Source organism: Candidatus Margulisiibacteriota bacterium, assembly GCA_041650635.1.
Lineage (GTDB): Bacteria > Margulisbacteria > WOR-1 > JAKLHX01 > JBAZKV01 > JBAZKV01.
Genome location: JBAZKV010000010.1, coordinates 25631 through 50649, shown reverse-complemented (window position 1 = coordinate 50649; position 25019 = coordinate 25631). Strand labels below are relative to the sequence as shown.

Genomic DNA, 25019 nt, shown 5'->3' with positions numbered 1-25019 from the left:
AGGGGAAAGCTTGAGAATTGCACGATCATACACGACAAAGCCGCTCAAAACAGGGTTTTTAGAAGCGCTGGCCTCAGCCAACATCAGGTTCAGTTTTACCAGGGACCTCAGGATGGACCTTAACCTTCCCGAGAACCGGGGAGCAAGGACAGCAGCACAAAAGTTTTCCCGACTTTTCGGGGATGACCCAAGGATAGTCCACAGGGAGATAGTCAACTGGAACCTTGCAGAAGATCCCGAACCCGGACCTCATTTTCTGCCGGATGACCAAACCAGCGTGCATGCCGTGTTCCTCTTTGATAATGAAGGCACCAGGTTCATGCCAAATCTTTGCTGCCCGCTAACTGCGGATTATCTTGGCAAGCCGCAAAGCCGTCTTTACAGGTTTTTGGAAGGACGGGACCTTGCAGCAATTTCATTTCATCTGTGCGATGCCTGCGAAACAACAAGGCTTGACTACGATCTTGGCATTTCTTACCCTGAATGCGCTATTCTTGACCAAAATGAGGTTTTCTTGAGATTCATTGACGCGCTGGAGGCTCTCAATAGCAATCTGCCCACTTCAGCGGGTTTTCCTATATTACTGGAAAATATGGATTATAAAACTCCAGCCGGATCGGGAGCCTGCTCATACGAACATGTAACACAACCTTCTTTTATCGCTTCGATCCTCAAAAGATCGGGGTGTTCCTTTTTGTTTGACATAGGGCACGCAATGGTAACGGCCAACAATGTAGCTGCAAGAGGAGGTTCCGTTAAATACGCTGAGGATCTGATAGATCTGATCGGAATAGAGCGTTTCAGGGAACTCCACATCGCACTGCCAGTAAAAGAAGATGAAGGCGTCTGGATCGATTGCCACAGGCCGTTGAGCAGCGCGCTTGATTCTCCCGAAGCTTTAGAGCTTCTTTCTGTGGTTAAACTTATTATTACTGAAAGGCACAGGGCAGGTAATCCATCGCCTCTGACCGTTAACTTTGAGGCTGCCGACAAAGCATCGGTCCACCGGGATGCCGAAGTAATGGCGACCTTTTTCAGAATGGTCCTGGGGTTCTAGTCGCAACCAGATCAACTCCTGAGATCACAAAATCCTTTTCTAAGACCTCTCCGGCTTTTATCGGCTTTATTAGCTTCATTTTCTTTATCCTCTCCATTGCCTCGAAAAGTTTGGACTTTGGAATAGGTTTATTGGTCCTGACAGGCACCATTCTTAGCTGAAGGCCTTCCGCCGAAACTACAGAGGTCAGTATCCTCTCGGGGTTTTCGACCTCGCTTTTCCCGTATTTGCCGCCTTTTGCACATTGATTGCCTGTCACTTTTACAGCTTTACCATTCTCCACTTCAACAGAAAGTCTGCAGCCCTTTGGGCATTCTATGCATGTCAATGTTTTTATCATCTCTTAGCCCCCTGAACCCTATACCCTTGCCCCTTGCCCCTGCTCAGATACTCCGCCGCCGTTCTGCCGCATTCATAGCTGTCTTTTGTGACGGAATCCACTATGTCATAGACCTTATACGAATTGCCGCAAACAAATATTCCGGGAACAGAGGTCTGGTTAAGTTGTTTTGAGACCGGGGAATTAGTTTTCTTGTCTATTTCAACGCCAGCCATTTCTATTAATTCATTCTCGGGAATTAATCCTACCGAAACGAGAATGGTATCACAATCTATCGTAAAGCCGCTGTTTGGAACCTCTCGCAAATCATCACCCACCTTAATAATATCAACACCTTCCACCCTGTCCTTGCCGTATATCTTTGCGACCTTATGGCGGTAATAGATAGGTATGTCAAAGTCTTCCACACACTGAGCGATATTTCTTGCAAGGCCTCTGGATCTATTCTCCACCTCTATAACAGCCTTTACCTGCGCCCCTTCCAGGGTTAACCTACGGGCCATTATCAGCCCGATATCCCCTGAGCCGATTATGATGACCTGCTTCCCGGGCAGCCAGCCCTCTACATTTATCATCTTTTGAGCAAGGCCCGCGTTAAAGATGCCCGCGGGGCGCGTGCCGGGGATATGGATCATCTCTCTTGTTCTCTCCCTGCACCCGGTAGACATTATAATAGCCTTAGCCCTGATCTTTTCCCTCTTTCCCGGTTTAATATAGGAAATAACTAGATCCCGACGCTGAAGCGTCGGCTCCCGTTCAGACCGTTGGAGCCGAACATTCATGTTCGGGTCACAAACTTTCAAACCCACAACAAATGTCTTAAGACTGACCTCGATATCCGCGACCGCTTTGACTTTGTTAATGAATCTGTCCGCGTATTCCGGCCCCGTAAGAACTTCCTTAAAATATTCCAGTCCAAATCCTGTGTGAATACATTGGTTCAAGATCCCTCCCAGATACTGGTCGCGCTCAAGTATCAGGATATCTTTGATCCCGTTTTCATATGCGGACAGGGCAGCGGCCATTCCCGCCGGCCCTCCGCCCACTATTACAAGGTCACGCTCTCTCATCTTTTATGACCTCTGACCCTTTGCCTCTTTTAGTTATCTGCTGCAAAGGGATCCCCGTTTCTTCGGACAATATCCGCATCGCTCTTGCTGTGCAAAATCCTCCGTGGCATCTTCCTGCCTGACACCGCGTCCTGAACTTTATCCCATCAAGCGTTCTTGCGCCCCGTTTTATCGCATCCTTTATTTGGCCGGCAGAAACCGTCTCGCACCTGCAGACAATGTCTCCGTCCGAACGCGGGACCGGCCTGCGATGTTTTTTAAAGAAGAGCTTTTTCTTTAATCGCAATCCGTTCTTTTTGAGCAATTCTTTTACCGTCAGAGCTATTGCGGGAGCCGCAGTAAGGCCGGGAGATTGTATCCCTGCCACATTAATAAAGCCGGGCACTTTATCCTCATGCCTGATAATAAAATCCTCTCCCGCAACGGGACGAAGCCCCGCAAAATATGCAATGATATCGTTCTCCTCAATAGAGGGCATCATTTTTTTCACATTTTCCAGAACGGTCTCAAGGCCTTTGGAAGAAGTTGAAAGATCTTCTTTATCCTCAACCTCTTCTGCCGTGGGGCCTATCATAGGATTGCCGTCAGAGGTCTTGATGATGAGAACGCCTTTTGAATGCCTGCCCGGCAGGGGAAAAAGGAGATGATTTGCCATATGCTCCTTTTTCTTATCCAGAAGAAATTCCTGTCCCTTTCTCGGCTTGATCGTAAAATCATCTATCCCGACCATGCGGGATATCTTGTCCGCAAACAAACCGGCACAATTTATGACATATCGCGACCTGTATTCGGCAAACGGGGTGGATATGATGAATTTATATTGATCTGGCGTACGGGCACGCGGCCGCGTGCCCCTATAATCAATGCGCACAACCTTGGCATCTGCGAACACCTCCACCCCGTTTGCAGCCGCGTTTTCCGCCAGAGCATAAACCAGCCGGTAAGGACTGATGATGCCCGCGGTAGGCGCATACAGAGCCGCAAGTACATTTGAAGAAAGATTGGGCTCGTTCTTATCAAGCCACTGCCGATCCACTATCCTTAGTCCCGGAACGCCCAGTTTTTCCGCTTCCTCTTTGATCTCTAAAAGTTTAGGGGCATCCGCCTCATCAAATATTACGATCAACTCCCCTACTTCCTTAAAATCCAGGTCCAGTTCCTTAGAGAGTTTTCTTGTCAATTTGTTGCCCAAGACACAGAGCTTTCCCTTGAGTAAGTTTGAAGGGTTCTGGGTTCCGGGGTGGATTATACCGCTGTTTGATTTTGAAACGCCGAAAGCAGGCTCAATCTCCTTTTCGAGCACAGCGATACTGAGTTTATATCTTGACAGTTCGCGGGCGATAGAGGTTCCGACAACGCCTGCTCCGATGATGACAACATCAAGGTCACTCATTTATTGTTCTGCTCACAGCGTTAATCCAGCCGCCATAAAGCATCTTAGCATTAGATCTATTCTTAGCCTGGTTAAAGACCTTTCCCTTTATCCAGCATTTTTTGATCTCATCCGTGTTTTTCCAATATCCAACCGACAGGCCCGCCAGATACGCGGCTCCCAGCGAAGTGGTCTCGATAACTTTTGGCCTTACGACCCGGCAGCCGAGGATATCAGCCTGGAATTGGCAAAGGAAGTCGTTTGCAGCCGCTCCACCGTCTATCTTCAATTCTTTTATTTTGAGGAGCGAATCCTTTTGCATTGCGGCTATAACATCTTTTGTGCTGTAGCACATGGCTTCAAGAGCGGCCCTGACCAGATGTTCCCTTTTTGTTCCTCTTGTTATCCCGGTTATAAGCCCTCTTGCATCCGGCCTCCAATACGGCGCGCCAAGTCCCGTCAGCGCAGGAACAAAATACACGCCTTCATTGTCTTTAAGAGAATGAGCCATTTTTTCTGATTCTGAAGATCTATTAATGATCCGCAGTCCGTCGCGAAGCCACTGGATAGCGGCGCCAGCTATAAAAATCGAGCCCTCAAGAACATAGCACGGTCTTCCTTTTGCATCACAGCCAAGCGTTGTTATGAGGCCGTGTTTTGAGTTTACCCGTTTCTTTCCCGTGTTCAACAGAAGAAAAGCCCCAGTCCCGTATGTGTTCTTTACCGAACCGGGCTCAAAACAGGTCTGTCCGAACAATGCCGCCTGCTGGTCACCCGCGATCCCGGATATCGGCACACCCGCAGGAAGCCTTCCGATCTTTACTGTATTTCCGAATAGACCGGAAGAGGGCTTGACTTCAGGAAGCATGCTTTTGGGGACCTTGAATAATTTCAACAGCTCTTCATCCCACTTTAATGTAGTAATATTAAACAGCATCGTCCGCGACGCGTTCGTATAATCCGTCGCGTGGACCTTTCCCCCCGTCAGCTTCCACAATATCCATGAGTCTGTTGTGCCAAATAAAAGATTTTCACTCTGCACCCTATACCCTACACCTTTGACCCTGTTTAGGATCCACTCTATCTTCGTCGCCGAAAAATATGCATCAATAGGAAGCCCGGTTTTGTCTTTGACCTTCCTACTTATGCCTTCAGCCTTCAGCTCTTCAGCTCTGCCCGCCGTTCTCCTGCACTGCCACACTATCGCGTTATAGACCGGTTTTCCTGTTTTCTTATCCCAGACAACGGTGGTCTCTCTTTGATTGGTGATGCCTATAGCCTTGATCGAGGACGGGTCGACCTTTTTCAAAACAGCCTGAATGGACTTGTTAACGCTTTCCCATATCTCTTCGGGATCATGTTCGACCCAGCCGGGCTTTGGAAAATACTGCGGGAATTCGTGGTATGACCAGGCCACGCTCTTTCCTTTTTTGTCATAGACAACCGCACGGCTGCCGGTGGTCCCCTGATCTATTGATAAGATGTATTTCATAAAACCCTCGCCCACCCCAATATATCACCAAAGACCTTTTCCCTTCCTTCATCTATAGAAAGCGCGTGCAGCATCTCGGGATACTGGATGAATTTGTTGGCAGGATCGTTCTTCTTTAACAGGCCAAATATCTTCTTTTCTGCGGCAACGCTCACCAGTTTATCCCTAATGTCCCCCGCAGCCAAAAACAGCACCGGGAGCTTGAGCCTTCTTGCGGCAAAAGGCGCCATGAGCTGAGCTTTAACTATCTCCCAGAGCGTGCCGGAAGTAGCGAACCGGTGTTCCCTTGGATCATTGTCCATGGCCTTTTGATAAGCCTCATCGCGCGTGCACATCTTCGAGGTAAAAGGCATCACAAAACGCTTTTTCTTGTTATAGAACAAGGACATGATCATCCTTAAGTAATCGGACAAGGAAATTGTCATGCCGTTGCCAAAGGCAGGAGAGATACAGATAAGGCCGCTAAAAAGGCCCTGATGCCGCGATGCAAAGATGAATGAGATCAGGGCCCCCATGCTTTCGGCAAGTATGCACACCTTTTTGCCTGGATTCTCGTTCTTAATGATCTGACAAAGGGCTAAAAGGTCCTTATAGTATTCCTTAAAACTGTCTATATGTCCCTTTGTCCCTTCTGTCTGCCCATAGCCCTGAAGTTCGATGGAATAAGATGAAATGTTGTGCTTAAGAAAATAGTCCGCGGCAAAATCCCATCTTCCGGAATGCGCCCCCATTCCGTGAACGAGGAGAAGGACAAAGTCAGGATCTTTAACTCTGCGCTCAAAATAGACCGGAACGCTAAGGCGGGTTTTCATGAAGGGATTATAACACAGGCGAGATTTTTGACAAATACAGCACTCTTAACGCATATTGTTATTAAAATGGTCCATGCCTACAACAGCGACGGTCATATTGGTATCCACATTGCCTGCCAGGGGAACGAGCCCCAACCTAAAGGCCGGGAACCGATCGCTGATATTCTGCAGGGCATTTGCATATCTGCTCACATGATTTGATTCAATTATAAAAACTCCCCGTTCCCTGTTCAACACTCTTACGGCTTCAAACATCAGGCGGCTCATGTCATCCAAGGACATCGCGAATTCCGAGTCGCCAAGCATCAGAATCACATTGAATGTTTCGTCCTCAAAAGGGACCCCGTGAAAGCCGGCCCGGGCATCTGAGAGGCACAGCCTGTATGTGTTAGGAGCCGATGTCCTTTCCCTGAAAGCTTTAACCGCGTCAAAATATCCCTGAAAGTCCGTGCTGATCATATTCAGACTTTGATCGGCGGACAGCGGCAATGGAGAGATTATCCCTGCAGCCGTTATCTCTGTACTGCAGCGCAATCCCGGTTCCTCCTCCGCAATTATGCCGCAAGAACCCTTGTCAAAGATATCAATAGCCCTGCTAATGTTGTCCGCATTTGCGTCAAGCAATACCATGTTTGACGATGAAAAGAACGGATCTACTTTTAGCAGGCCAAATCCGTAGCCTCCGCAAAGCGCCAGCACATCAGCCCCCGAAACAATCGGAGCAAATCCAGTCCGAGTCAAACACTGTTTTAGGTCCATTGCTCCCGATCTTGACCAACTTGCCCCGTTATTTACAGGATACCCGCGAAAGAACCTTTCATGGATCTCTCCGGAGTACATCGGCCTGTTCTCCAGTTCGTAGGAAAATGAATCGGGATCTATTCCAGCTCTTAGAATATCCGTCTCCAGTCCCAACAGGCACGACAGGTTATAAACCGTTATTTTTGGCAGGGACGCAAGGCTGTCAAAACGCTCCGTGCCGCTTGTAAGGATCCTGTCTATGTGGCGCGCTCCGCCGGCCGTCTCCCTTGGCGTAAATACACCCATCCGCTCTATTTGCCTCAGACGCGCAGTCAGGTCGATCCCCTTTATTGTTGTCATGCATATCTATCGAGGGATCTTGCGGATAATTTCAAGAAAACCTATTCGATTAATGGTGCTGTTCAGCTTCTTTCAGAAAGCTCCCCTGCCGCTTTTAATGCGGCATATTTTGATATAAGGTCCGCCTGCGTTTTTGCCGGGACTTCCTCATAGTGGGAGAACTTTGAGGAAAAATATCCTCTGCCTCTTGTGATAGAGCGCAGATCGGAGGCGTATTTTGCTATTTCGGAAAAAGGAGTAAGCGCCTTTACTATCTGGTGTTTGCTCGGGCCCGGGTCCATCCCCAGTATCTTGCCCCTTCTTTTGTTGACATCAGAAACAATATCGCCCACGCAGTCGTCGGGGACAACGATCTCTATGTTCATTATCGGCTCAAGTATCGTTGGCCTTGCCTCCGCAAAACCTTTCTTGAAGCCCATTGAGCCTGCTATCTTGAACGCCAGGTCCGAAGAATCCACTTCATGGTAGGAGCCGTCGTATACGGTTACCTTTACATCCATCACCGGATAGCCTGCCACTACCCCTGATAACATGGTCTCCTTTATGCCTTTTTCTATGGCCGGGATATAGTTCCTTGGGATGGCACCCCCTACTATCTTTTCAGCGAACTGGAAGCCCGAACCCCTTGGCAGAGGCTCGATCTCAAGCCAGCAATCCCCGTACTGCCCTCTTCCTCCGGACTGCTTTTTGTATTTGCCCTGCGCTTTGGTCTTTCCCTTTATCGTTTCCCTGTACGGTATCCTGGGAGCCCCTGCTTCTATCTCTATCCCGTACCTTCTTTTCTGCTTTTCGAGCATCACCTCCAGATGGACATCTCCCATGCCCGAAATTATGGTCTCCTTGGTCTCCAGATTGTGCGAAACCTTAAAGGTGGGGTCCTCGTGGGTTAGGGTGTTAAGCCCTGTCCCCATCTTTTCCTGGTCTGCCTTGGACTTTGGCTTGACCGAGATCGACATCAGAGGTTCAGGATACAAGGCAGGCTTATAAACCACTGCTTTTGCCTGTGTGCACAGAGTATTGCCGGTAGCTGCACTTTTCATTTTTGGCAGAGCAACAATATCTCCGGCGCTTCCTAAAGACAGCTCTTCCCTGTTCTTTCCCCTCATCGAGAGTATCTGCCCTACCCTGTCCGAGGTGTTCTTTGAAGCATTAAAGACGGCAGAGGAATGAGCCACTGTTCCCGTGCAGATCCTGGCAAAAGAAAGTTCCCCTATGTGCGGTTCGATCACTGTTGAAAAGACATAGGCCGAGAACGCTCCCGAAGGTGAACACTGAACTTTTTCTCCTGTCAGCGTCTCAAACTGCCTTTCATCCGCTCCCGGAAGCCACCTTATTATGTCGTCCAGAAGCAGCGTTATCCCTATGTTCTTTGCGGCGCTTGCGCACAGCACCGGATAGACCTGCTTGTGGTCCACGGATTTTTGAAAGGCTTTCACTATTTCTTCGTCTGAGATAGGCTTGTTGTCCATGAACTCCTGCAGGAGTTCTTCATCTATTTCAACAACCTCTTCTATCAGCATCTCCCTGTATTTTTCAACGGCATCCTTCATATCATCCGGAACAGGCGTCTCAATAGCGGCACCGTTCTCAAACTTATAGGCCTTTTTGGTCAAAAGATTTACCACGCCTAAAAATCCGGCTTCACTGCCTATGGGTATCTGCGCCGGAACAACATCCTTGCCGAATGTTTCCCTAAGCGTGTCAAGGACCCTGAAAAAATCAGACCTTTCCTTGTCCAGTTTGTTGACCACAATGATCCTGGGCAGATTGTACCTGTCAGCCAATTGCCAGAGCGAGGAGGCCCCCACGCCGAGCCCGTTGACGCCGCAGGCAACGAACACCGCGGAATCGGCAGCCCAGAGCGACGAGACAGCTTCCCCAATAAAATCCGAATACCCCGGCGTATCTATCAGATTGATCTTGTGTTCTTTGTATTCAAAGGGCAGCACAGTAGCCCTTATGCTTATCTTTCTCTTGATCTCCTCGGGATCAAAATCCGAAACGGTGCTCCCGTCCTCAGTTTTTCCAAGCCTGGTAGTGGCTTTTGCATCATACAAAAAAGCCTCCGATATGGAGGTTTTTCCCGATCCCGCGTGGCCTATTAGAGCCGTGTTCTTGATCTTGTCAGGAGAATACTGCTTCATAATGAATAAAGCTCCTTCCTGAAAATTTCATAAATTTTACCACAGCAGCCGCTTACTTGCAAACCCCGGCGCCCTATTGTAAAATAGTGCCAATAATAACTTGGAAAGGAGGATAAAGTGGATCCAAGAGGGGGTATTAAACGGTGTCTGTTCGCACTGTTCCTTGCGCTGATCATTCCCGTGCCGGCATCAGCCGCGGGAAGCGATGTCCTGAACGCTCCTCAGATCGTCAAAATAGGCAGTAATGCGGTCCTGGCAAAAGGAGTTCTGGCCGACAGCGTCACTGCAGTTGGAGGCTCCGCCACCATTGCAGGCGAAGTTATAAACGATGTTGTCGCCGTCGGAGGTTCGGTAATACTCAAACCGTCGGCCCGCGTACACGGCAATGCCGTATCTATAGGCGGGGTCGTAAAAAGAGAGCCCGGCTCAAAAGTGGCCGGAAGCACAACGGAGGTAAATATGCCGCATAATCTCGGGATCATAGTCGATACGGGAAGCCAGGTGGCCCCGCAGTTAATGTTTTTTGCAACAGCCCTGGCAAGCCTGCTGGCCTTTCTTGGGGTCCTGGCCCTTGGAGTTATCGTCTGCATTCTTTTCCCAAAGAGGATCGGTTGGACCTCGGTGGCAATAGAGCGCCATGCCTGGCAGACATTGGGTTGGGGACTTGCCTGGTGGGTCCTTCTGCTCCCGATAACCCTTCTGATGCTGGTCTCGATAATCGGGATCCCTGTCATCGCAGTCCTATGGCTGCTTTACGGCCTTGCAGTGGTCCTTGGCTATATCTCGGTAACACAGCTTATAGGAAAAAGGCTGCTTGCAGCTTTCAAGAGATATAATCAGCCGATAGTCACAGAAGTTATCTGGGGCGTGGTCCTTATGGCACTTGTCAACCTCATTCCCGTTCTCGGACAGCTCGTTACCGCCGTTATCTGCACCATGGGCCTCGGAGCCGCGTGGATGAGCAGATTGGGGGAGATGGGATAAGTTAAGCGGCAAGAAGCAAGTAGTAAGAAGTAAGGGGGCCCCGGCAGAGATGTCGGGGCCTTTGTTTAAAGTTCCTGCAATATACGGAATCCCACCTTTGGACTCTTGCTGCGCGGCCGGTCAAAATTCAGGTAAGCGCTCAATAAACAAAAAGTGTTCACATCCATCCATGAACCGCCTTTTAATACCCTGTAAGGTTCTTCGGGATTTTCTGTTGAAATTCGAATGCCGGAGGTCCATTCGGACACATTTCCTGCCATATGACGGACCCCAAACGGGCTTACATCATATAGATAGCTGTGGACATCACGGGTTCCGGAAGTTCTGATAACAGCCTTTGAGATATCCAGTTCATTGCCCCAGGGGTAGCTAAGGGATCTCGGCCCTCTGGCGGCATATTCCCATTCACAGGCACTTGGTAGCCTTATGACCTTTCCAAGCCTTTCCCCCAGATATTGGCAATATTGTTCTGCTTCAGAAAACAGAATATTTACCACAGGATGTCCAAAAAATTCAGGATCCTGCAATATGTCAGGTACTGGCATGTCCAAATTTAGCAAATAACTGCGATACTCTAAATTGGTGATCGGGTAAGTGCCTATCATGAACTGACGAACTTCGACCATTCTCTCGGCTTGTCCCAGCAAAGCACTACCCATCATGAACCTTCCTGCCGGGATCTTTCTCATTTGCGGAATAATTATCATACAAAGCTCCTGTCAATCATCTATCGCTATATTCTTGTCCGAATTTCTCTATTTTGACTTCCCCCCTTTTGTCTACTATAATATTTCCTATGAATAAAATAAGTTGTTTGGCGGCAGCAGTAGTTGCGTTCGTCATGTGTTTTGGCTTATACTCAAATGTGATGGCAAAACCAAAGAATATCTACGCGGTCATCGAGACCAGTCTGGGGAATATAACCTGTCAGCTATATCCTGACAAGGCGCCCCTGACCGTAAAGAATTTTGTCGGACTTGCAAACGGCACAGGCAAGTGGATAGACCCAAAGACTAACGAAGCAGGCAACGGACCTCTCTACAGCGGAGTGATCTTTCACCGGATAATACCGGACTTTATGGTCCAGACCGGAGATCCGCTTGGCAACGGCACTGGAGGCCCAGGATACAAGTTCGAGGATGAGATCGATGATTCTCTTGATTTTTCTTCCCCCGGCATCCTTGCCATGGCAAACTCGGGACCAAACTCCAACGGTTCCCAGTTCTTTATAACCGTTGCTCCCTGCCAGTGGCTTAACGGAAGGCACACCATCTTCGGCAAGGTGACAAAAGGCTATGATGTTGCAGTAAAGATCTCGCAGACGCAGACAAAGAACGACAGGCCGCTTTCCCCCGTCACTATAAAGCAGATCAACATAAGAGACTGATCCCCTCAACTGCCCCCTGTTCCCATTTGTGATATATTTGTTGATAGAAAGCACAAGGAGGGCCTATTGATATCATGAGCAAAAGAATAAAATTCAAAGGGAAAGTACTCGTTATCGGCTGCGGATATGTGTCAAGGTGCACAGTGCCGCTTATCCTAAAGCACATCGACATGCCGGCAGAAAAGATCACCGTGATGGATTTTGAGCCCCGCAGGGACTACATAGAAGAAGCGCTGGAACAGGGCGTCAAGTTCAAACTCGACAGAATAACTCCCAAGAACCTTAAGACAAAACTCGCAGGCTATGTGGGTAGCGGCGACATGATAATAGACCTGGCCTGGAATATAGAATGCACTGAGATACTTGAGTGGTGCCACGACCATGATGTCCTGTACATAAACACCTCCGTAGAACTTTGGGATCCTTATGCGGGAGCAAAAGATAAACTTCCGACCGAGAGGACCCTTTATGTTAGGCATATGGCCATCAGGAAAATGGTGGACGGCTGGAGGAACAAAAAAGGAGCCACTGCCGTAATTGAACACGGCGCCAATCCCGGGCTTGTTTCCCACTTTGTTAAGGTGGGGCTCATTGATATTGCGGAAAAACTCATCAAAACAAAAAAGAAAGGCAAAAGGATCCCCGAGATAAAGTCGGCTCTTAGAAAAAAAGACTACCCTGCCCTCTCAAGACTTTTGGGGATAAAAGTGATCCATATCAGCGAAAGGGACACTCAGATCTCGGACAGGCCCAAGGAGCTTAACGAATTCGTCAACACCTGGAGCATCGAGGGATTCCGCGAAGAAGGGATAGCTCCCGCGGAACTAGGCTGGGGGACGCACGAAAAAAGGCTTCCCAAAGGCGCCATGTTCCACCAGGGAGGACCGGGCAACCAGATCTGCATTTCGCAGATGGGCATAAAGACCTGGGTCAGAAGCTGGGTACCCTGCGGCGAGATAACGGGAATGATCGTGCGCCACGGAGAGGCCTTTACCATTTCGGACCATCTGACAGTGTGGGAGGGCAAAAAGCCAGTTTACCGCCCGACCGTACATTATGCCTATTGTCCGTCGGAGGCTGCCATAAATTCCCTGCACGAACTCGAGATGAGGAATTTTGACCTGCAGAAGGACCAGAGGATTATGACGGACGAGATAATCAGCGGCAGGGACGAGCTCGGTGTTCTCATGATGGGACACGATTTCAAATCCTGGTGGGTCGGAAGCCTTTTGGACATAGAAGAATCAAGGGAACTTGCTCCTCATCAGAATGCCACTACCCTGCAGGTGGCCTGCTCGGTAATAGCGGCTGTGATGTGGATGATAAGGAACCCCAAAAAAGGAGTCTGTGTGCCGGACCAGCTGCCGCACGACCAGGTCCTTGCTGTTGCAAAAGAATATCTTGGGCCTTTCGTATCCACTGCTGTTGACTGGACGCCTTTAAAAACAAAGGTTGATTTTTACAAAGGCTACAACAGCAATATAACCGACGAAAAAGACCCGTGGCAGTTCCATAATTTTTTGGTGCAATGAAAAAGAACAAACTGGAAAAGCTGATCAGGTCGCAGGCAAAAAAGCACTCAACCCCGCTGATGCTGATCAGCAAAGAGGCCCTTAACAGGCAGTACGCTTCCTTTAAGAAGTGCCTGCCGTTCGTTGAGCCCTTTTATGCCATAAAGGCCAATCCCGATCCTCAGATAATCAGGCACTTCGTTTCTCTGGGGAGCAGCTTTGACACGGCCTCCGCCAACGAAATGATGCTTGTACTCTCGCTTGGGGCAAAGCCTAACAAGATCATCTTTGCCAACACGATCAAGTCGGAAAAGGACATACGGCTGGCAAGAAAGCACGGGGTCAGACTGATGACCTTTGACAACGAGCCGGAACTCTACAAGATAGCGCGCAACTGCCCCAAAGCAAAGGTTCTTGTAAGGATAAAGGTCGAGAACATCGGCAGCATGGTGGAGCTTTCTCTCAAATTCGGCGCAGACACCGACCAGGCCGTGTTCTTTCTAAAGAAAGCAAAACAGCTCGGCCTTGAGCCTGCCGGAGTGGCTTTTCATGTGGGCTCGCAGTGCGTAAATGTGGACAATTATGTCAAGGCGCTCGAGATAACTTCACAGATCTTCCGCGAGTCAAAGCAGCACGGATTAAAGCTTAACATGCTGGATATCGGCGGGGGGTTCCCTATCAATCATTTTGACAGGGAAAAAATCGACTTCAAAAAGATAGCCGGGGTCATAAAAAGGGAGATAAAGCGCCTCTTTGACAGGAACATCAGGGTGATCGCCGAACCGGGCAGGTTTTTTGTAGGGCCGTCCGGCACTCTGGTCACCAGTGTTGTAGGCCGCACCTTCCGCAACAACAAGAACTATTATTATCTTGACGACGGGGTCTATGCTGATTTTTCGGGGACCGTGTTCGATCACTGCAAATATCAATTCAACGCCATCAAACGGGGGCAAAAATTCCTAAGCACACTGGCAGGACCCACCTGTGACTCATTTGACACGATCTCGGTAAGCGAAGAACTTCCCGAACTTGAGGTCGGCAATCTCGTGTATGTCAAGAATATCGGAGCCTACTCATCCGCTTCCGCGGTGCCGGGCTTTAACGGCTTTCCCAGCGCAAAGACCGTTCTGGTCTAATCCTCCAAAAACATAGGCCAGTAATACTTCAGAAATATCAGGACAACGCTGGTCAAAGGGACCGCCACTATCATGCCGACCATGCCTCCGAGCTCGCCTCCCGCTATAAGGGCAAGGATGACCAGTACCGGATGGACGCCTATTATCTCACCTATTATCTTTGGCGAAAGAATGCTGGTCACAAAGAACTGCAGCAGCGTCAAAAATAGAATAGTGTATACGCCGGGAGCCACCCCCTGGGAAAGAGCCATCACAGATGCCGGAATGCTGCCTATAAAAGGCCCCAGGTACGGGATTATTATTGTAATCCCTATCCACACAGAAAGAAGGAACGAATAGTGTACCCTTAGAAGCGACAGGCCTATCCAGCTGGAAAAAAACAGGATGAGCCCGAGTATGAACAGCCCCATAAAATATCCGGAAATTGAAGACACCATATCATGCCACATCTTCCTATTGAGAGTAAGGAATTTTTTAGGGAGCCTTTCTTCTATAAGGTCAAGTATCCTGCCCTCGTCAAGTATAAGATAGACCGAAATTATCAGCGCCATTACAAAAGAAAATGACATCGCCATTATCCTGAAGAGGGTCTGAGTGGAGTTGTTAAGGAATGCTTCGATCGCCCCGGAGTTAAGGAAACCCCCGAGCATTCTCTGCGATACGCTTGAGCCTTTGCCCGGAAAGAACTGGTCGACAAAAGAGAACTTAGAGTCAACCTGAGCCAGGATAGAATTAAAACTTTGAGAAAATGCAGGCAGCTGTTTTGAAAGGTCAGGGAGTTCGTTCATCATAAGGTAATTTGCAAGAGAAAGCAGCAGCCCTATAGAGAAGAAAGACAGGAGCATCACAAGCACCGTCCACAGAGGCCTGACATCATATATGCGGCAGAGCCTGTTGACCACTGGGCTGAGTATCATGTAGATAAGCAGGCCGACAACAAAGGTCCCCACAGTGCTAGGCACCTTAAAAAGGAGATAAAGGACCGAAAGGATGATGACCGGGATAAGGATCAATTTCCATCTAAAATGCAGCCTTGTGTCCATTTTCTACTCCTTGCTTCCTGTATGATATTACGCCCCCAAGAAGAAGTCAACAAAACACGGATTCATTCTATGATCACAGAGGCCACAGCGTATTTTTGGCTGTGCGAAAGCGTGAGATAAGACCTTTTTGCCTGTTTTTTTCTTATCTTAAGGAATGGCTTCCCCTTTTTGTCATTGTTAACTTCTATATCCTTCCAGTAGATGCCCCTCATCCCTGTGCCTATCGCCTTGGCATAAGCCTCCTTGGCGGCAAAGCGGACCGAAAGCTCCGGATAGCGCAGCTTGTTGAATTTGGTGCAATAGGCGATCTCGTGGGGAGTATAGATCCTTTCGAGGAACCTTGAACCGAACTGTTTTACAGCGGCCTTGATCCGGTCGATCTCAACAATATCGATACCGGTTCCCTTTATCATCAGTAAACCGGGGTCACCCAGTGAGGATATTTGTGGTCCTCGCCTCTTGCGGCGATAAAATAGGCTTTCTGGAGTTTTTGAGTAATGGGCCCCATTGCCCCGTCGCCGACCATGTGCCTGTCAACCTCAATTATGGGGGAAACTTGCGCCCCCGTCCCGGTAAAGAAAAGCTCGTCGGCCATATAGAGTTCGGACTTGTCTACGGACCTCTCTACGGTATCCAGTCCCAGTTTATCCTTTGCCAGCTCCATAATGGCCTCTCTGGTGATCCCCTCAAGGATGTTGTCAGTGACCGGAGGAGTGATGAGTTTTCCGCTTCGCACCATAAAGATGTTCTCCCCGCTCCCCTCGGCAACATGGCCGTCGTGGGACAGCATTATCGCCTCGGCAAAGCCGGACTCTATGGCATCTGATTTTGCAAGCGAAGAGTTAATATATGAGCCGGTCACTTTGGCCCTGGCTGGCACAGAAATGTCATCTATCCTGCGCCAGGTGGAGGTGCAGACCCGGATGCCCTTAGAGATATCAAGATATTCGCCGAACGGGGAAAGAAAAATGCACAGGTCGTCCCCTATCCCGGTAAGCCCGAGGCCTATCCGTTCATCTGATTTATAGGCCAGCGGCCTGATATATACATCCTCATGGTACGAGTTCTTTTTGGCCAGCTCCACGGTAACCTGGCAGAGCTCTTCGACAGTAAGTCTTGGCTTCATCTTGAGCACTCTGCAGGACCTTAAGAACCTCTCATAATGCTCCTTAAGCTTGAGGATATACATTTGCTTCTTTTCCGGATTGTAATAGCCTCTTATACCCTCAAAAACGCCCGTGCCGTAGTTAAAGGCATGGGTCATAACGGATATCTTTGCGTCCTGGAACGGGACTATCTCGCCTTTGAAGAAAGCGTATTTCATCTTTACATCCTTTCGGGGGCGCTGCTTCCCAACAATTTTAACACATTTGCCAGCACTATTCGAGTGCAAAAAAGCAGTGCCAGCCTCGCTTTTGTAAGCGCAGGATCGTCTGTTATCACCCTGCATTTGTGATAATAGGAATGAAAGAGAGCGGCCAGTTCCCTTGCATACCTTGCGATGTGGTGTGGCTCTAAAGAAGCCGCTGCTCTTTCTATCGCATCAGGAAGATCAGCCAGTTTCTTGATCAATTCCCGCTCCGAAGCATGGGACAGCAGATCAAGGCTTGAAAAGTCCGGCTCTGTTCTTGCCTCTTCAAAAACCGAGCAGATCCTGGCATGGGCGTACTGGACATAATAAACAGGGTTATCCATGGACTTTTTCTTGGCCAGTTCAATATCAAAGTCCATGTGTGAATCAGCCCCCGTCATCAGCAAAGAAAATCTTGTTGCGTCGCTTCCTGTTTCTTCTATAACTTCCCGCAGCGTAATCATGTCCCCTGTCCTCTTTGACATCCTAACCGGCTCGCTGCCCCTGTAAAGAGAGACCAGCTGGCCGATTATTATCCTAAGGCTGCCTTTGGGGTGTCCCAGGGCTTCAAGGCTTGACTCAAGCCTTTTGACATAACCGTGGTGGTCCGTGCCCCAGACATTGATCAAGAGCTCAAAGCCTCTTTTGAATTTATCTTCATGATAAGCCAGGTCAGCCGCAAAATAAGTCGGCTCTCCGCTCTCTCTTACCAGCACCCTGTCCTTATCGTCCCCAAAATCAGTGGACCTGAACCAAAGGGCACCTTCTTTTTCGTATGCAAGACCTTTATTCTTAAGAGTTTCGAGTGTTCCTTTGATTCTTCCGCTTTCATGGAGCGTCTGTTCTCTGAACCAATTGTCAAAGTTCACATTGATCAAAGACAATGTTTCTTTTTGTTCCTTTAAGATCATTTCAAGCACTTCAGCCTTCAGAGCCTCCGGCTTTATGTCCCTGCAGGCATCGGCTATCTCCTTGACATATGCCCCTGCATACCCGTCCGCAGGAAGAGGAGTGCCGTTGATATGAGAAAGGACCGACCGGATCAGGAGCTCAACCTGTCTGCCGACATTGTTCACATAAAACTCCGTCTGCACCCTGTACCCTGCGGCCTTAAGTATCCTTGCCATGCTGTCGCCGATGGCAGCCCACCTGCCGTGCCCGATATGAAGCGGCCCCGTAGGGTTGGCGCTGACGAATTCCAAGAGGACGCTTTTGCCTTTTTCTTCTTTAGAGTTGCCGTAGGATCGCCTTTCTTCGTTTATTTCGCTGAGCAAATCCGCCAGCTGTTCATCTTTGATAAAAAAATTGAGGTGGCCGGGCCCGGCTATCTCTGCCTTTTTCAGAATTTCCGATCCCGGGAGTTTTTCCAGTTTCTTAAGGATGCTTTCTGCAATTTCCCTGGGCTTTTTACCTTCCTGTTTAGCCATAGAAAGCGCAACAGAAGAGGAATAATCGCCATGGGCACCATCCTTTGGGATCACAACTTCCGCGCTGCTTGTGCCAAGCGCCTGTTTAAGCAGTTCTTCTATCTTCTTTTTCATCGCTTTTGCTGTGATTATAGCATGCGTAAAGTGAAATTTTGCCCTGGAATCTTCGATTAATAAGCGTATGGAACTGACAGGACCAAAATTCGCGCCCGCCGTCTCACTGGCAAGGATAGAGGCCTCTGCCAACCGGAGGATGCCGGTGACCGCAGAGCTTTTGGCCGAACCTTTGCCCGGGCTGCGTTCTATCCCTGTGGCTGTTGAAGGGGTGAAATGCCTGATGCATGTTAACAGGTTCTTCAGGTCCGACCTTACAAGCGATCTTGCCAGAGGCATCCGACAGTTTCTGGCCACTCCCGTCTATTTTAGGCCGCAGGACAACCTTATCATTCTCTCTTACAGGGGGGACGCACAAAAGGCATTTATGGAAGACGAGGTAAGCGGCTCCGAACCTATGTTCGCCAGGGTCGGAGAGCCGCTAACAAGGAGCAGGTTCGGCAACGGTTACAGGGTCATTACCGCCCGCGACATACCAGGGAACCTGATAACCGGTGAACAACTCGAGAGCGGAATGTCCGTAATAGCCCAGGCAAGAGATATAGGGAGATCCTCGGCCGGCAACTATTATGTGCTTGACCTTATAGAAAAGGATGATACCTTTGGAGAGATCGAAGATGCCAAAATGTCGGGAGCGTTTGTGGAAGCTGACATGCTGGGCTTTAACAGGCCTTCTTCCCCCACAACGGCCGTTCTGTCCTTTAAGACGGGCCTTCCCAACCTGTTCCTGCCGCTGTCACACACTTCAAGATACGCCGGACCCAACGCCGGCGACAAGATATCATTTCTTTCCCATTTCATAGATACGGGACTTACAGGTAAAGTGTTCGAGATAGATGCCGGCAGGTTCATCGGCAAATTCTCTACGGCTCTTGCCCAGGATGAGCTCCTTGACGGATTTCAGGGCGCGCTTGCCTGGCCTTTCCAGGTCATGGCAACAGAGGCATCCTATAAAAGGGACGGTTCTTTTGCGGGTTTTGAAGTCCTCTACAGGGAACTCCTCAAAGGTTTTCTCCCGGCCTCGGAATGGATCGGGCCTTCGGAGGCTGAGCCGGAGACCTTTGTCGGGGCCTCTCTTACAGTGACCCTGATGAGGCTGCAGCCTCACAGAGGCTACACGCAGCTAATAGTACGCTCGCACAAAGAAGAAAACGAACACTCGGAAGTTATGCTGGAAGCCTTCAGAAAAGCAATGGAAAGACGCGGCTGAACTCCGGCAGAGTTCAGGAAAAATTGATATTCTCCAGAAAAAGGTCCTGATATTTCTTTTCCAGAGAAAGCTCCACATGATTAACCGAAGAAGCCGCCGAAAAAGCCTTTTCGAGCAAGCCGTCCTTTAGCAGCACCAATTTTGCTCCGCCAAGCGATGAATTCCCGATGGAGCGCACTTTTGTCCTTTCAACCTTTGGGATAAGCCCGATATCCATGGCATCAGCGATCTCTATCCTTTCGCCAAAAAGCCCTGACAACAGGATCTTTCTGACATCCCCTATTTTTTTGCCTGCCTTTTCCAGCAGGATCTCTATCCCTGCCCTTATAGCGGCTTTGGCCAGCTGCAGGTTGCGTATATCATCCTGGGTTATAGAAATGTCCCGACGCTGAAGACCTCGACGAGCTCGGTCGAGTCGCGTCGGCTCTTTTTCAGAACAAACCGGAGCCGACCTTTTAAGGTCGGGACTTAGCACTCTCCCCGTCCGGTCTATTTCTCCCTTTCTCAGCATCCCTGCAACTTTTGAGATCATTTTTGAGCCAAGAAGCAGTTCACTGCCCCTAAAGGCGGGGCCTGCCGCCGCCGAGGCGGACCAGAGGCCTTTGCAACTGCCAAGGACCAGTTCCGCGTTGGTCCCAAGGTCTATCAAAAGCTTAAGCGAAGACACTTTGCTCATCCAGGTATAAAGCACCCCCGCAACCGCATCTCCCCCGACAAAAGCGCTAACTATGGGAAGAGTGATGAGTTTTGTATCTTTACCCGCTGTGATCCCTATTGAAGAAGCATCTATATTTTCGGAGCCTTTTATCTGGGGAGAGAACGGATAGGCTTTGAGCCCCGAAACATCCCTGCCCAGCAAAAAATGCAGCATCGGGGTATTTCCGCTGACAACAAGCCGGTCCAGCCTTTTGCGGTTGATCTTTATCCTCTTGCTCAATATCTGGATGATGTTGTTCACATCCGAAACGAGAAGTTTTTGCAGCACGGCAAGTTTTTCGCTGGATGAGGCAAAAGTAAGCCGGGTCACCAGATCCCTGCCGTGCTTTGCAAGCGAGCATTTTATCTGCGCCGCAAAGCGGTCTTTGGGCTTGTCAAGATCTATGATGAACCCGGCTAAATTGGTCGTTCCAAGGTCAAGAGCGATCCCGGTCTTAGCCATTAGACCCCTTGAACAGGTCTTTGGCCTTATCGGCCAGTTCTTTGGCCGTCTTCTTAACGGAGTCCGCCGTTTCTTTGGCCTTGGCGCTCCATTTTTCGGTCTCCCCTGACAGCTCTTTTCTGGTCTCCTCGCCTTTTTTCGGCGCAAAAAGCACGCCCAGAACCGCTCCGATCAGCCCGCCAGTAAGTAGGGTCTTAATCTTTCCCATCGCTGTCTCCTTTCGTTTTGAATAATACTTCGAGGCCTTTTTTTATGCCGGCTCCGATACTGGCCAGTTCAACTCTTGGATTATTAACAACCTTCTGGATGAACGAGACGGCTTTTTCGCTCCCCTGAGCCATCATATCGAACTTTCCGAGAAAAAGCCCGGATATTCTGTCCAGTCTTGCAAGAAAACTGTTGACGGTGCCGGTGATGCCGGAAAAGTCCTTTATCAGCGGCTTGAACTCGCCGTGGAACTCGTTGACCATTTTATCAATTGGCTTGATCATTTTTCTCACATCCACCAATATCATGATGGTATGCACCGCAAGGGCAACAACAGAGGCCGTAACTATGATCACACAGATAGAGATGACCAGGTTCATGTCCATATTACTCACCGCCTTTGCCCGGGGTGGCTTCTCCAAGCTCCCGTCTTTTTTCGTCAGAGGCTTTCTGCGCTTCCTGCGCCGCCAGCGTAAGCCGGTCTATGCCCTCTTCTATCGAGGATATCGTCTTCTGTATCATCTCCTGAGAGACGGTCTTGATGCCTTCCGAGGCCCCCGAAGAGGAAGCGCTCAGTTCATCTATCTTTTCTTTGATCTTTTTTCTGGTGTCTTCTCCTTTGGAAGGGGCAAAAAGCAGCCCCAGTCCCGCCCCTATTATCCCTCCCAAGAACAGAAGGTCAAGAAAAGAGCCTTTTTTGCCGGACATGCTATTTACCTCCTTTTGGATATGAGCCCAGTACTTTTATGAAAGACACTTTGTTCATGATATCAGCAAGCGCCCCGTGTATCTCTTTGTCCTGCCTGTGCCCTTCCATATCTATAAAAAAGTAATAGTCGCCCAGGGCTTTTTTTGACGGCCTTGACTCTATTTTAGTAAGGTTGATGTTCCTTATCGCAAATTCCCCGAGAATGGTGTGCAGGCCCCCCGGCTGATCCGTGATAGCCGAAAAAACGATGGAAGTCTTGTCCGCGCCTGTTTTTTTATGGTCGGCTTTGCCCAGTATAACGAAGCGGGTGGCATTGTCTTTGTAATCGGCTATATCTTTAACGATGACCTTAAGCTCGTAGAGTTTGGCCAGGCCTGCCGGTCCGGCGCACGCGATATCGTCCCTGTCAGAAAAGGCGACAAGCTTGGCGGCTTCGGAAGTACTGTATGAGAGGCTGACGGCGGCCCTGGGCAGGTGTTTTCTTATCCAGCCTCTGCACTGCTCTATCGGCTGGGGGTGAGAGATTATTTCTTTTATATCCTTAAGTTCCAGGTGCTTTTTTGCCATCAGAGCATGATGTATGGGAAGTATGATCTCCCCCCTGATCTTGAGGTCCACTTCCTTGGCAAGCATGTCATAAACGATGCCGATAGAGCCCTCTATTGAATTTTCTATCGGAGTTATGCCTTCGTCAACTTCTTCCCTGTCCACGGCAAAAAGAAGATCATGGTGGGTCGAATACGGTATGAGGTCAGCTTTGACTTCCAGCGCCTTCACATAAACTTTCCCGGCTTCCTGCGAAAAAGTCCCTTCAGGCCCCAGATAGCCTATTTTTTTCATAATATCCGAAATCCCTTGTGCCTATTTTCGCACTTTGTCCAGGTTATATCAAGTGCTTCGACCCTGGAACTGTAGGACCCCCTCTTTAACTTGTCGAGCAGTATCTCAAGGTCCTCTTTCTGCCCCTCGGCCACCACTTCCACTTTTCCGTCCGGCAGGTTCTTGGCATATCCGTTCAGTTTAAGGATGTTGGCGGTGTCAAGCACATAATACCTGTATCCTACGCCCTGGACAAAACCGCTGACAGAGGCTTTTACACAGGCTCTGTCCATTATTTCTTTTTCCGTGATTTTTTTCTGTTGTCGTCTATCTTGCAGATCTCAAGCCCCGATTCGATAAGCATGTTGGCAGCTAGGTCATCGGGATAGTCGCCTTCAAAAACGACCCTCCTTACCCCTGCATTTATCATCATCTTTACGCAGATCACGCAGGGCTGGTGGGTGCAGTAGAGGGTGGAATCCTGGATCTTTACTCCGTCCCACGCGGCCTGAATTATGGCGTTCTGCTCGGCGTGAAGTCCTCTGCAGAGTTCATGCCTCTGCCCCGAGGGGACATTGCTTTCGTTCCTTACGCATCCCACGGTATCACAGTGGGCAAGACCCTTCGGCGGGCCGTTATAACCCGTAGAAAGCACCCTTTTGTCCTTTACAATGACCGCCCCCACCTGCCTTCTTATGCAGGTGGACCTGGTTGAGACCACCTTGGTGATCTCCATAAAGTACTTGTCCCAGGACGGCCTCTCGGGTTTTGGTTTTTTCTTCATCAGCGTTTCTTGTTGGAAACAGCCTGTTTTGCGGCTTTTATTATGTCATTTGCGGTGAGCCCATATTTTTCGAGCAGGTCGGAAGGCTTGCCGGATTCAGCAAAGGTGTTTTTTACCCCGATGCGGACGACAGGGACAGGGAAAGTTCCGGCTACGATCTCGCAGACAGCGCTTCCCAGGCCTCCCGAGATCTGATGCTCCTCCGCGGTAACGATGGAGCCCGTTTCCTGTGCCGCTCCTATCACGGCATCCTCATCCAGGGGCCGCAGGGTGTGCATATTTACGACCCTGGCGCTTATACCTTCTTTTTCCAGCTGCTCCGCAGCAACAAGCGACTGCTCCACCATAAGGCCGCAGGCTATTATCGACACATCCGAACCGTTCCTCATGAGAACGCTTTTGCCTATCTTGAACTCATAGGACTCGTCCTCATAAACGATCCCGGTAGCCTGCCTGCTTAGTCTAATGTAGACAGGTCCGTTAAAGGCGGCAGCGGCCTTTACGGCTTTATACGCCTCCACAGAATCCGCAGGTACTATCAGTGTCATATTCGGCATGACGCGTATTATGCCAAGGTCCTCGAGCGCCTGATGGGTAACTCCGTCCTCTCCCACTGTTATTCCGCCGTGGGTAGCCACTATCTTGACATTGAGCCTTGGATAGGCAACCGAGATCTTGATCTGGTCCCAGGCCCTGCCGGAGGCAAAGGCCGAAAAGGTGGAGGCGAACGCTGTTTTACCGCAGGCCGCCAGACCGGCCGCGGTCCCTATCATGTCCTGTTCGGCTACTCCGCAGTTAATGAACCTGTCCGGAAAGGCTTTGCAGAACATGCCTGTTTTTGTGGAACAGGCCAGGTCTGCGTCAAGCACCACTACCCTGGGATCTTCTCTGCCAAGGTCCACAAGAGCCTTGCCGTAAGCGTCCCTGGTCGCCGCAAGTTTTTTGCTCATAGATGGCACTTCAATTCTTCAAGGGCGGTGTCGGTCTCTTCTTTGTTGGGAGCCTTGCCGTGAAAGTCCACATTGTGTTCCATAAAAGAAACACCCTTTCCCTTGACGGTGTCGCAGATTATGATGGTGGGTCTTCCTTTTGTCCTTGATGCCTCGTCCACGGCTCTCATAAGGGCTTCTATATCGTGTCCTTTTACATCATCTATGACATTCCACCGGAACGCTCTCCATTTGTCGGCGATCGGTGTTATTCCTTTGATATCCTCCACCTTGCCGTCTATCTGCAGTTTGTTATGGTCAAGGAACACCGTCAGATTGTCGGTTTTGCGCTGTCCCGCCGACATAGCGGCTTCCCAGATCTGACCTTCCTGGGATTCGCCGTCCCCTATTATGCAGTAGACCCTGTATTTTTTTCCGTCCATCTTTGCCGCCAGCGCCATTCCGTGAGCGGCCGAAAGCCCCTGCCCCAGAGACCCTGTTGTCATATCTATCCCCGGAAGGCTGAGCCTGCAGGGGTGTCCCTGAAGAGAAGATCCTATCTGACGCAGGGTCTTAAGATATTCTTTTGAAAAGAACCCGGCGTTGGCCAGGCAGGAATAAAGCGCGGGCGCCCCGTGCCCCTTTGAAAGAACGAACCTGTCGCGGTCAGGGTCCTCCGGTTTCTTGGGATCCACATTCATCTTATAAAAATAGAGCACCGCCATTATATCGGCAATGGACAGAGAGCCTCCAGGATGTCCCGAGCCGGATTTGCCCAGCATGGCTATAATATCCGTCCTTACGGCGGCTGCTTTCTTTTGGAGTTCTTTTACTTTTTCTCTGTCAGGCATTTTGTCCTCT

General features: G+C 49.6%; 27 protein-coding genes. 6 read left to right on the top strand and 21 right to left on the bottom strand.

Annotated elements, in window-relative coordinates; all coding sequences use genetic code 11:
* Nucleotides 1-10 precede the first annotated feature (10 nt).
* On the top strand, nucleotides 11-1057 hold the full coding sequence (locus WC490_04190; GenBank protein MFA5097810.1) for a DUF692 family multinuclear iron-containing protein: 1047 nt from the start codon (nucleotides 11-13) through the stop codon (nucleotides 1055-1057).
* Here WC490_04190 and WC490_04185 read toward each other — a convergent pair.
* The 7 genes from WC490_04185 to fusA form a co-directional block, all read right to left on the bottom strand.
* A complete protein-coding gene (locus tag WC490_04185; protein MFA5097809.1) occupies nucleotides 1035-1397 on the bottom strand; it encodes a DUF1667 domain-containing protein in 363 nt (120 codons plus the stop codon). The genes WC490_04190 and WC490_04185 overlap by 23 nt on opposite strands.
* The gene (locus WC490_04180; protein ID MFA5097808.1) at nucleotides 1394-2467 is read right to left on the bottom strand and encodes an FAD-dependent oxidoreductase; all 1074 of its coding nucleotides are present in this window, start codon (nucleotides 2465-2467) and stop codon (nucleotides 1394-1396) included. The genes WC490_04185 and WC490_04180 overlap by 4 nt, the downstream gene beginning before the upstream one ends.
* Nucleotides 2454-3860 (bottom strand): NAD(P)/FAD-dependent oxidoreductase, encoded by a 1407-nt coding sequence (locus WC490_04175; GenBank protein ID MFA5097807.1) that lies wholly within the window; start codon nucleotides 3858-3860, stop codon nucleotides 2454-2456. The genes WC490_04180 and WC490_04175 overlap by 14 nt, the downstream gene beginning before the upstream one ends.
* The gene (gene glpK / locus WC490_04170) at nucleotides 3853-5331 is read right to left on the bottom strand and encodes a glycerol kinase GlpK (protein MFA5097806.1); all 1479 of its coding nucleotides are present in this window, start codon (nucleotides 5329-5331) and stop codon (nucleotides 3853-3855) included. Before glpK ends, WC490_04175 begins: the two co-directional genes overlap by 8 nt.
* Complete coding sequence (locus WC490_04165; protein MFA5097805.1) at nucleotides 5328-6143, bottom strand: alpha/beta fold hydrolase; 816 nt, start codon at nucleotides 6141-6143, stop codon at nucleotides 5328-5330. Before WC490_04165 ends, glpK begins: the two co-directional genes overlap by 4 nt.
* A gap of 45 nt (nucleotides 6144-6188) precedes the next feature.
* A complete protein-coding gene (locus WC490_04160) occupies nucleotides 6189-7244 on the bottom strand; it encodes a hypothetical protein (GenBank protein MFA5097804.1) in 1056 nt (351 codons plus the stop codon).
* 62 nt (nucleotides 7245-7306) lie between these two features.
* Nucleotides 7307-9388, bottom strand: coding sequence for an elongation factor G (gene fusA, locus WC490_04155; protein MFA5097803.1), 2082 nt, complete (start codon nucleotides 9386-9388; stop codon nucleotides 7307-7309).
* A 117-nt stretch (nucleotides 9389-9505) separates the two neighbouring features.
* Between fusA and WC490_04150 the strand changes: the two genes are divergently transcribed.
* Complete coding sequence (locus WC490_04150) at nucleotides 9506-10372, top strand: hypothetical protein (GenBank protein MFA5097802.1); 867 nt, start codon at nucleotides 9506-9508, stop codon at nucleotides 10370-10372.
* A 65-nt stretch (nucleotides 10373-10437) separates the two neighbouring features.
* Here WC490_04150 and WC490_04145 read toward each other — a convergent pair whose 3' ends face one another.
* Nucleotides 10438-11079: an SUMF1/EgtB/PvdO family nonheme iron enzyme gene (locus WC490_04145; protein MFA5097801.1), complete on the bottom strand. Its 642-nt coding sequence runs from the start codon at nucleotides 11077-11079 to the stop codon at nucleotides 10438-10440.
* A gap of 134 nt (nucleotides 11080-11213) precedes the next feature.
* Here WC490_04145 and WC490_04140 point away from each other — a divergent pair, with 134 nt between their 5' ends.
* From WC490_04140 to WC490_04130, 3 genes are all read left to right on the top strand, one after another.
* On the top strand, nucleotides 11214-11759 hold the full coding sequence (locus WC490_04140) for a peptidylprolyl isomerase (protein ID MFA5097800.1): 546 nt from the start codon (nucleotides 11214-11216) through the stop codon (nucleotides 11757-11759).
* Between the two features lie 74 nt (nucleotides 11760-11833).
* Nucleotides 11834-13291, top strand: coding sequence for a saccharopine dehydrogenase C-terminal domain-containing protein (locus WC490_04135; GenBank protein MFA5097799.1), 1458 nt, complete (start codon nucleotides 11834-11836; stop codon nucleotides 13289-13291).
* Nucleotides 13288-14406, top strand: a complete 1119-nt coding sequence (locus WC490_04130) for a type III PLP-dependent enzyme (GenBank protein ID MFA5097798.1) — start codon at nucleotides 13288-13290, stop codon at nucleotides 14404-14406. Before WC490_04135 ends, WC490_04130 begins: the two co-directional genes overlap by 4 nt.
* Here WC490_04130 and WC490_04125 read toward each other — a convergent pair.
* The 4 genes from WC490_04125 to argS all read right to left on the bottom strand — a co-directional run bounded on the left by WC490_04125 (nucleotide 14403) and on the right by argS (nucleotide 18341).
* Nucleotides 14403-15449, bottom strand: a complete 1047-nt coding sequence (locus WC490_04125) for an AI-2E family transporter (protein ID MFA5097797.1) — start codon at nucleotides 15447-15449, stop codon at nucleotides 14403-14405. The genes WC490_04130 and WC490_04125 overlap by 4 nt on opposite strands.
* Before the next feature lie 62 nt (nucleotides 15450-15511).
* Nucleotides 15512-15862 carry a holo-ACP synthase gene (acpS, locus tag WC490_04120; protein ID MFA5097796.1) on the bottom strand — a complete coding sequence of 117 codons (351 nt, stop codon included), beginning with the start codon at nucleotides 15860-15862 and terminating at the stop codon, nucleotides 15512-15514.
* The gene (locus WC490_04115; protein MFA5097795.1) at nucleotides 15862-16773 is read right to left on the bottom strand and encodes a branched-chain amino acid transaminase; all 912 of its coding nucleotides are present in this window, start codon (nucleotides 16771-16773) and stop codon (nucleotides 15862-15864) included. The genes acpS and WC490_04115 overlap by 1 nt, the downstream gene beginning before the upstream one ends.
* A gap of 2 nt (nucleotides 16774-16775) precedes the next feature.
* The gene (argS, locus tag WC490_04110) at nucleotides 16776-18341 is read right to left on the bottom strand and encodes an arginine--tRNA ligase (GenBank protein MFA5097794.1); all 1566 of its coding nucleotides are present in this window, start codon (nucleotides 18339-18341) and stop codon (nucleotides 16776-16778) included.
* Between the two features lie 67 nt (nucleotides 18342-18408).
* On the opposite strand from argS, the gene WC490_04105 reads away from it, so the two are divergent.
* Nucleotides 18409-19551: a hypothetical protein gene (locus tag WC490_04105; GenBank protein MFA5097793.1), complete on the top strand. Its 1143-nt coding sequence runs from the start codon at nucleotides 18409-18411 to the stop codon at nucleotides 19549-19551.
* Between the two features lie 13 nt (nucleotides 19552-19564).
* On the opposite strand, the gene WC490_04100 is transcribed toward WC490_04105, so the two are convergent.
* Genes WC490_04100 through WC490_04060 form a run of 9 tightly spaced genes read right to left on the bottom strand, consistent with a single transcriptional unit; the run spans nucleotide 19565 to nucleotide 25009 of the window.
* The gene (locus WC490_04100) at nucleotides 19565-20710 is read right to left on the bottom strand and encodes an ASKHA domain-containing protein (protein MFA5097792.1); all 1146 of its coding nucleotides are present in this window, start codon (nucleotides 20708-20710) and stop codon (nucleotides 19565-19567) included.
* Nucleotides 20703-20918, bottom strand: a complete 216-nt coding sequence (locus WC490_04095; GenBank protein MFA5097791.1) for a YtxH domain-containing protein — start codon at nucleotides 20916-20918, stop codon at nucleotides 20703-20705. The genes WC490_04100 and WC490_04095 overlap by 8 nt, the downstream gene beginning before the upstream one ends.
* Nucleotides 20905-21297 (bottom strand): hypothetical protein, encoded by a 393-nt coding sequence (locus tag WC490_04090; GenBank protein MFA5097790.1) that lies wholly within the window; start codon nucleotides 21295-21297, stop codon nucleotides 20905-20907. Before WC490_04090 ends, WC490_04095 begins: the two co-directional genes overlap by 14 nt.
* A 7-nt stretch (nucleotides 21298-21304) precedes the next feature.
* A complete protein-coding gene (locus WC490_04085; protein ID MFA5097789.1) occupies nucleotides 21305-21625 on the bottom strand; it encodes a YtxH domain-containing protein in 321 nt (106 codons plus the stop codon).
* Between the two features lies 1 nt (nucleotide 21626).
* Nucleotides 21627-22466, bottom strand: a complete 840-nt coding sequence (gene pheA, locus WC490_04080; protein ID MFA5097788.1) for a prephenate dehydratase — start codon at nucleotides 22464-22466, stop codon at nucleotides 21627-21629.
* Nucleotides 22463-22738, bottom strand: coding sequence for an acylphosphatase (locus WC490_04075; protein MFA5097787.1), 276 nt, complete (start codon nucleotides 22736-22738; stop codon nucleotides 22463-22465). Before WC490_04075 ends, pheA begins: the two co-directional genes overlap by 4 nt.
* Complete coding sequence (locus tag WC490_04070) at nucleotides 22738-23229, bottom strand: cytidine/deoxycytidylate deaminase family protein (protein MFA5097786.1); 492 nt, start codon at nucleotides 23227-23229, stop codon at nucleotides 22738-22740. Before WC490_04070 ends, WC490_04075 begins: the two co-directional genes overlap by 1 nt.
* On the bottom strand, nucleotides 23229-24179 hold the full coding sequence (locus WC490_04065; protein MFA5097785.1) for a transketolase family protein: 951 nt from the start codon (nucleotides 24177-24179) through the stop codon (nucleotides 23229-23231). Before WC490_04065 ends, WC490_04070 begins: the two co-directional genes overlap by 1 nt.
* Nucleotides 24176-25009: a transketolase gene (locus tag WC490_04060; protein MFA5097784.1), complete on the bottom strand. Its 834-nt coding sequence runs from the start codon at nucleotides 25007-25009 to the stop codon at nucleotides 24176-24178. The genes WC490_04065 and WC490_04060 overlap by 4 nt, the downstream gene beginning before the upstream one ends.
* Nucleotides 25010-25019 lie beyond the last annotated feature (10 nt).

Excerpts from the sequence above, each read along its gene's own strand:
- WC490_04090 (MFA5097790.1), bottom strand. The coding sequence starts at position 21,297 with ATGAACCTGGTCATCTCTATCTGTGTGATCATAGTTACGGCCTCTGTT.
- WC490_04165 (MFA5097805.1), bottom strand. The coding sequence starts at position 6,143 with ATGAAAACCCGCCTTAGCGTTCCGGTCTATTTTGAGCGCAGAGTTAAA.
- WC490_04180 (MFA5097808.1), bottom strand. The coding sequence starts at position 2,467 with ATGAGAGAGCGTGACCTTGTAATAGTGGGCGGAGGGCCGGCGGGAATG.
- argS (MFA5097794.1), bottom strand. The coding sequence starts at position 18,341 with ATGAAAAAGAAGATAGAAGAACTGCTTAAACAGGCGCTTGGCACAAGC.
- WC490_04105 (MFA5097793.1), top strand. The coding sequence starts at position 18,409 with ATGGAACTGACAGGACCAAAATTCGCGCCCGCCGTCTCACTGGCAAGG.
- glpK (MFA5097806.1), bottom strand. The coding sequence starts at position 5,331 with ATGAAATACATCTTATCAATAGATCAGGGGACCACCGGCAGCCGTGCG.
- WC490_04075 (MFA5097787.1), bottom strand. The coding sequence starts at position 22,738 with ATGGACAGAGCCTGTGTAAAAGCCTCTGTCAGCGGTTTTGTCCAGGGC.
- pheA (MFA5097788.1), bottom strand. The coding sequence starts at position 22,466 with ATGAAAAAAATAGGCTATCTGGGGCCTGAAGGGACTTTTTCGCAGGAA.
- acpS (MFA5097796.1), bottom strand. The coding sequence starts at position 15,862 with ATGATAAAGGGAACCGGTATCGATATTGTTGAGATCGACCGGATCAAG.
- WC490_04125 (MFA5097797.1), bottom strand. The coding sequence starts at position 15,449 with ATGGACACAAGGCTGCATTTTAGATGGAAATTGATCCTTATCCCGGTC.
- WC490_04135 (MFA5097799.1), top strand. The coding sequence starts at position 11,834 with ATGAGCAAAAGAATAAAATTCAAAGGGAAAGTACTCGTTATCGGCTGC.
- WC490_04060 (MFA5097784.1), bottom strand. The coding sequence starts at position 25,009 with ATGCCTGACAGAGAAAAAGTAAAAGAACTCCAAAAGAAAGCAGCCGCC.
- WC490_04100 (MFA5097792.1), bottom strand. The coding sequence starts at position 20,710 with ATGGCTAAGACCGGGATCGCTCTTGACCTTGGAACGACCAATTTAGCC.
- WC490_04095 (MFA5097791.1), bottom strand. The coding sequence starts at position 20,918 with ATGGGAAAGATTAAGACCCTACTTACTGGCGGGCTGATCGGAGCGGTT.
- WC490_04130 (MFA5097798.1), top strand. The coding sequence starts at position 13,288 with ATGAAAAAGAACAAACTGGAAAAGCTGATCAGGTCGCAGGCAAAAAAG.
- WC490_04160 (MFA5097804.1), bottom strand. The coding sequence starts at position 7,244 with ATGACAACAATAAAGGGGATCGACCTGACTGCGCGTCTGAGGCAAATA.
- WC490_04175 (MFA5097807.1), bottom strand. The coding sequence starts at position 3,860 with ATGAGTGACCTTGATGTTGTCATCATCGGAGCAGGCGTTGTCGGAACC.
- WC490_04145 (MFA5097801.1), bottom strand. The coding sequence starts at position 11,079 with ATGATAATTATTCCGCAAATGAGAAAGATCCCGGCAGGAAGGTTCATG.
- WC490_04115 (MFA5097795.1), bottom strand. The coding sequence starts at position 16,773 with ATGAAATACGCTTTCTTCAAAGGCGAGATAGTCCCGTTCCAGGACGCA.
- WC490_04070 (MFA5097786.1), bottom strand. The coding sequence starts at position 23,229 with ATGAAGAAAAAACCAAAACCCGAGAGGCCGTCCTGGGACAAGTACTTT.
- WC490_04185 (MFA5097809.1), bottom strand. The coding sequence starts at position 1,397 with ATGATAAAAACATTGACATGCATAGAATGCCCAAAGGGCTGCAGACTT.
- WC490_04085 (MFA5097789.1), bottom strand. The coding sequence starts at position 21,625 with ATGTCCGGCAAAAAAGGCTCTTTTCTTGACCTTCTGTTCTTGGGAGGG.
- fusA (MFA5097803.1), bottom strand. The coding sequence starts at position 9,388 with ATGAAGCAGTATTCTCCTGACAAGATCAAGAACACGGCTCTAATAGGC.
- WC490_04065 (MFA5097785.1), bottom strand. The coding sequence starts at position 24,179 with ATGAGCAAAAAACTTGCGGCGACCAGGGACGCTTACGGCAAGGCTCTT.
- WC490_04140 (MFA5097800.1), top strand. The coding sequence starts at position 11,214 with ATGTGTTTTGGCTTATACTCAAATGTGATGGCAAAACCAAAGAATATC.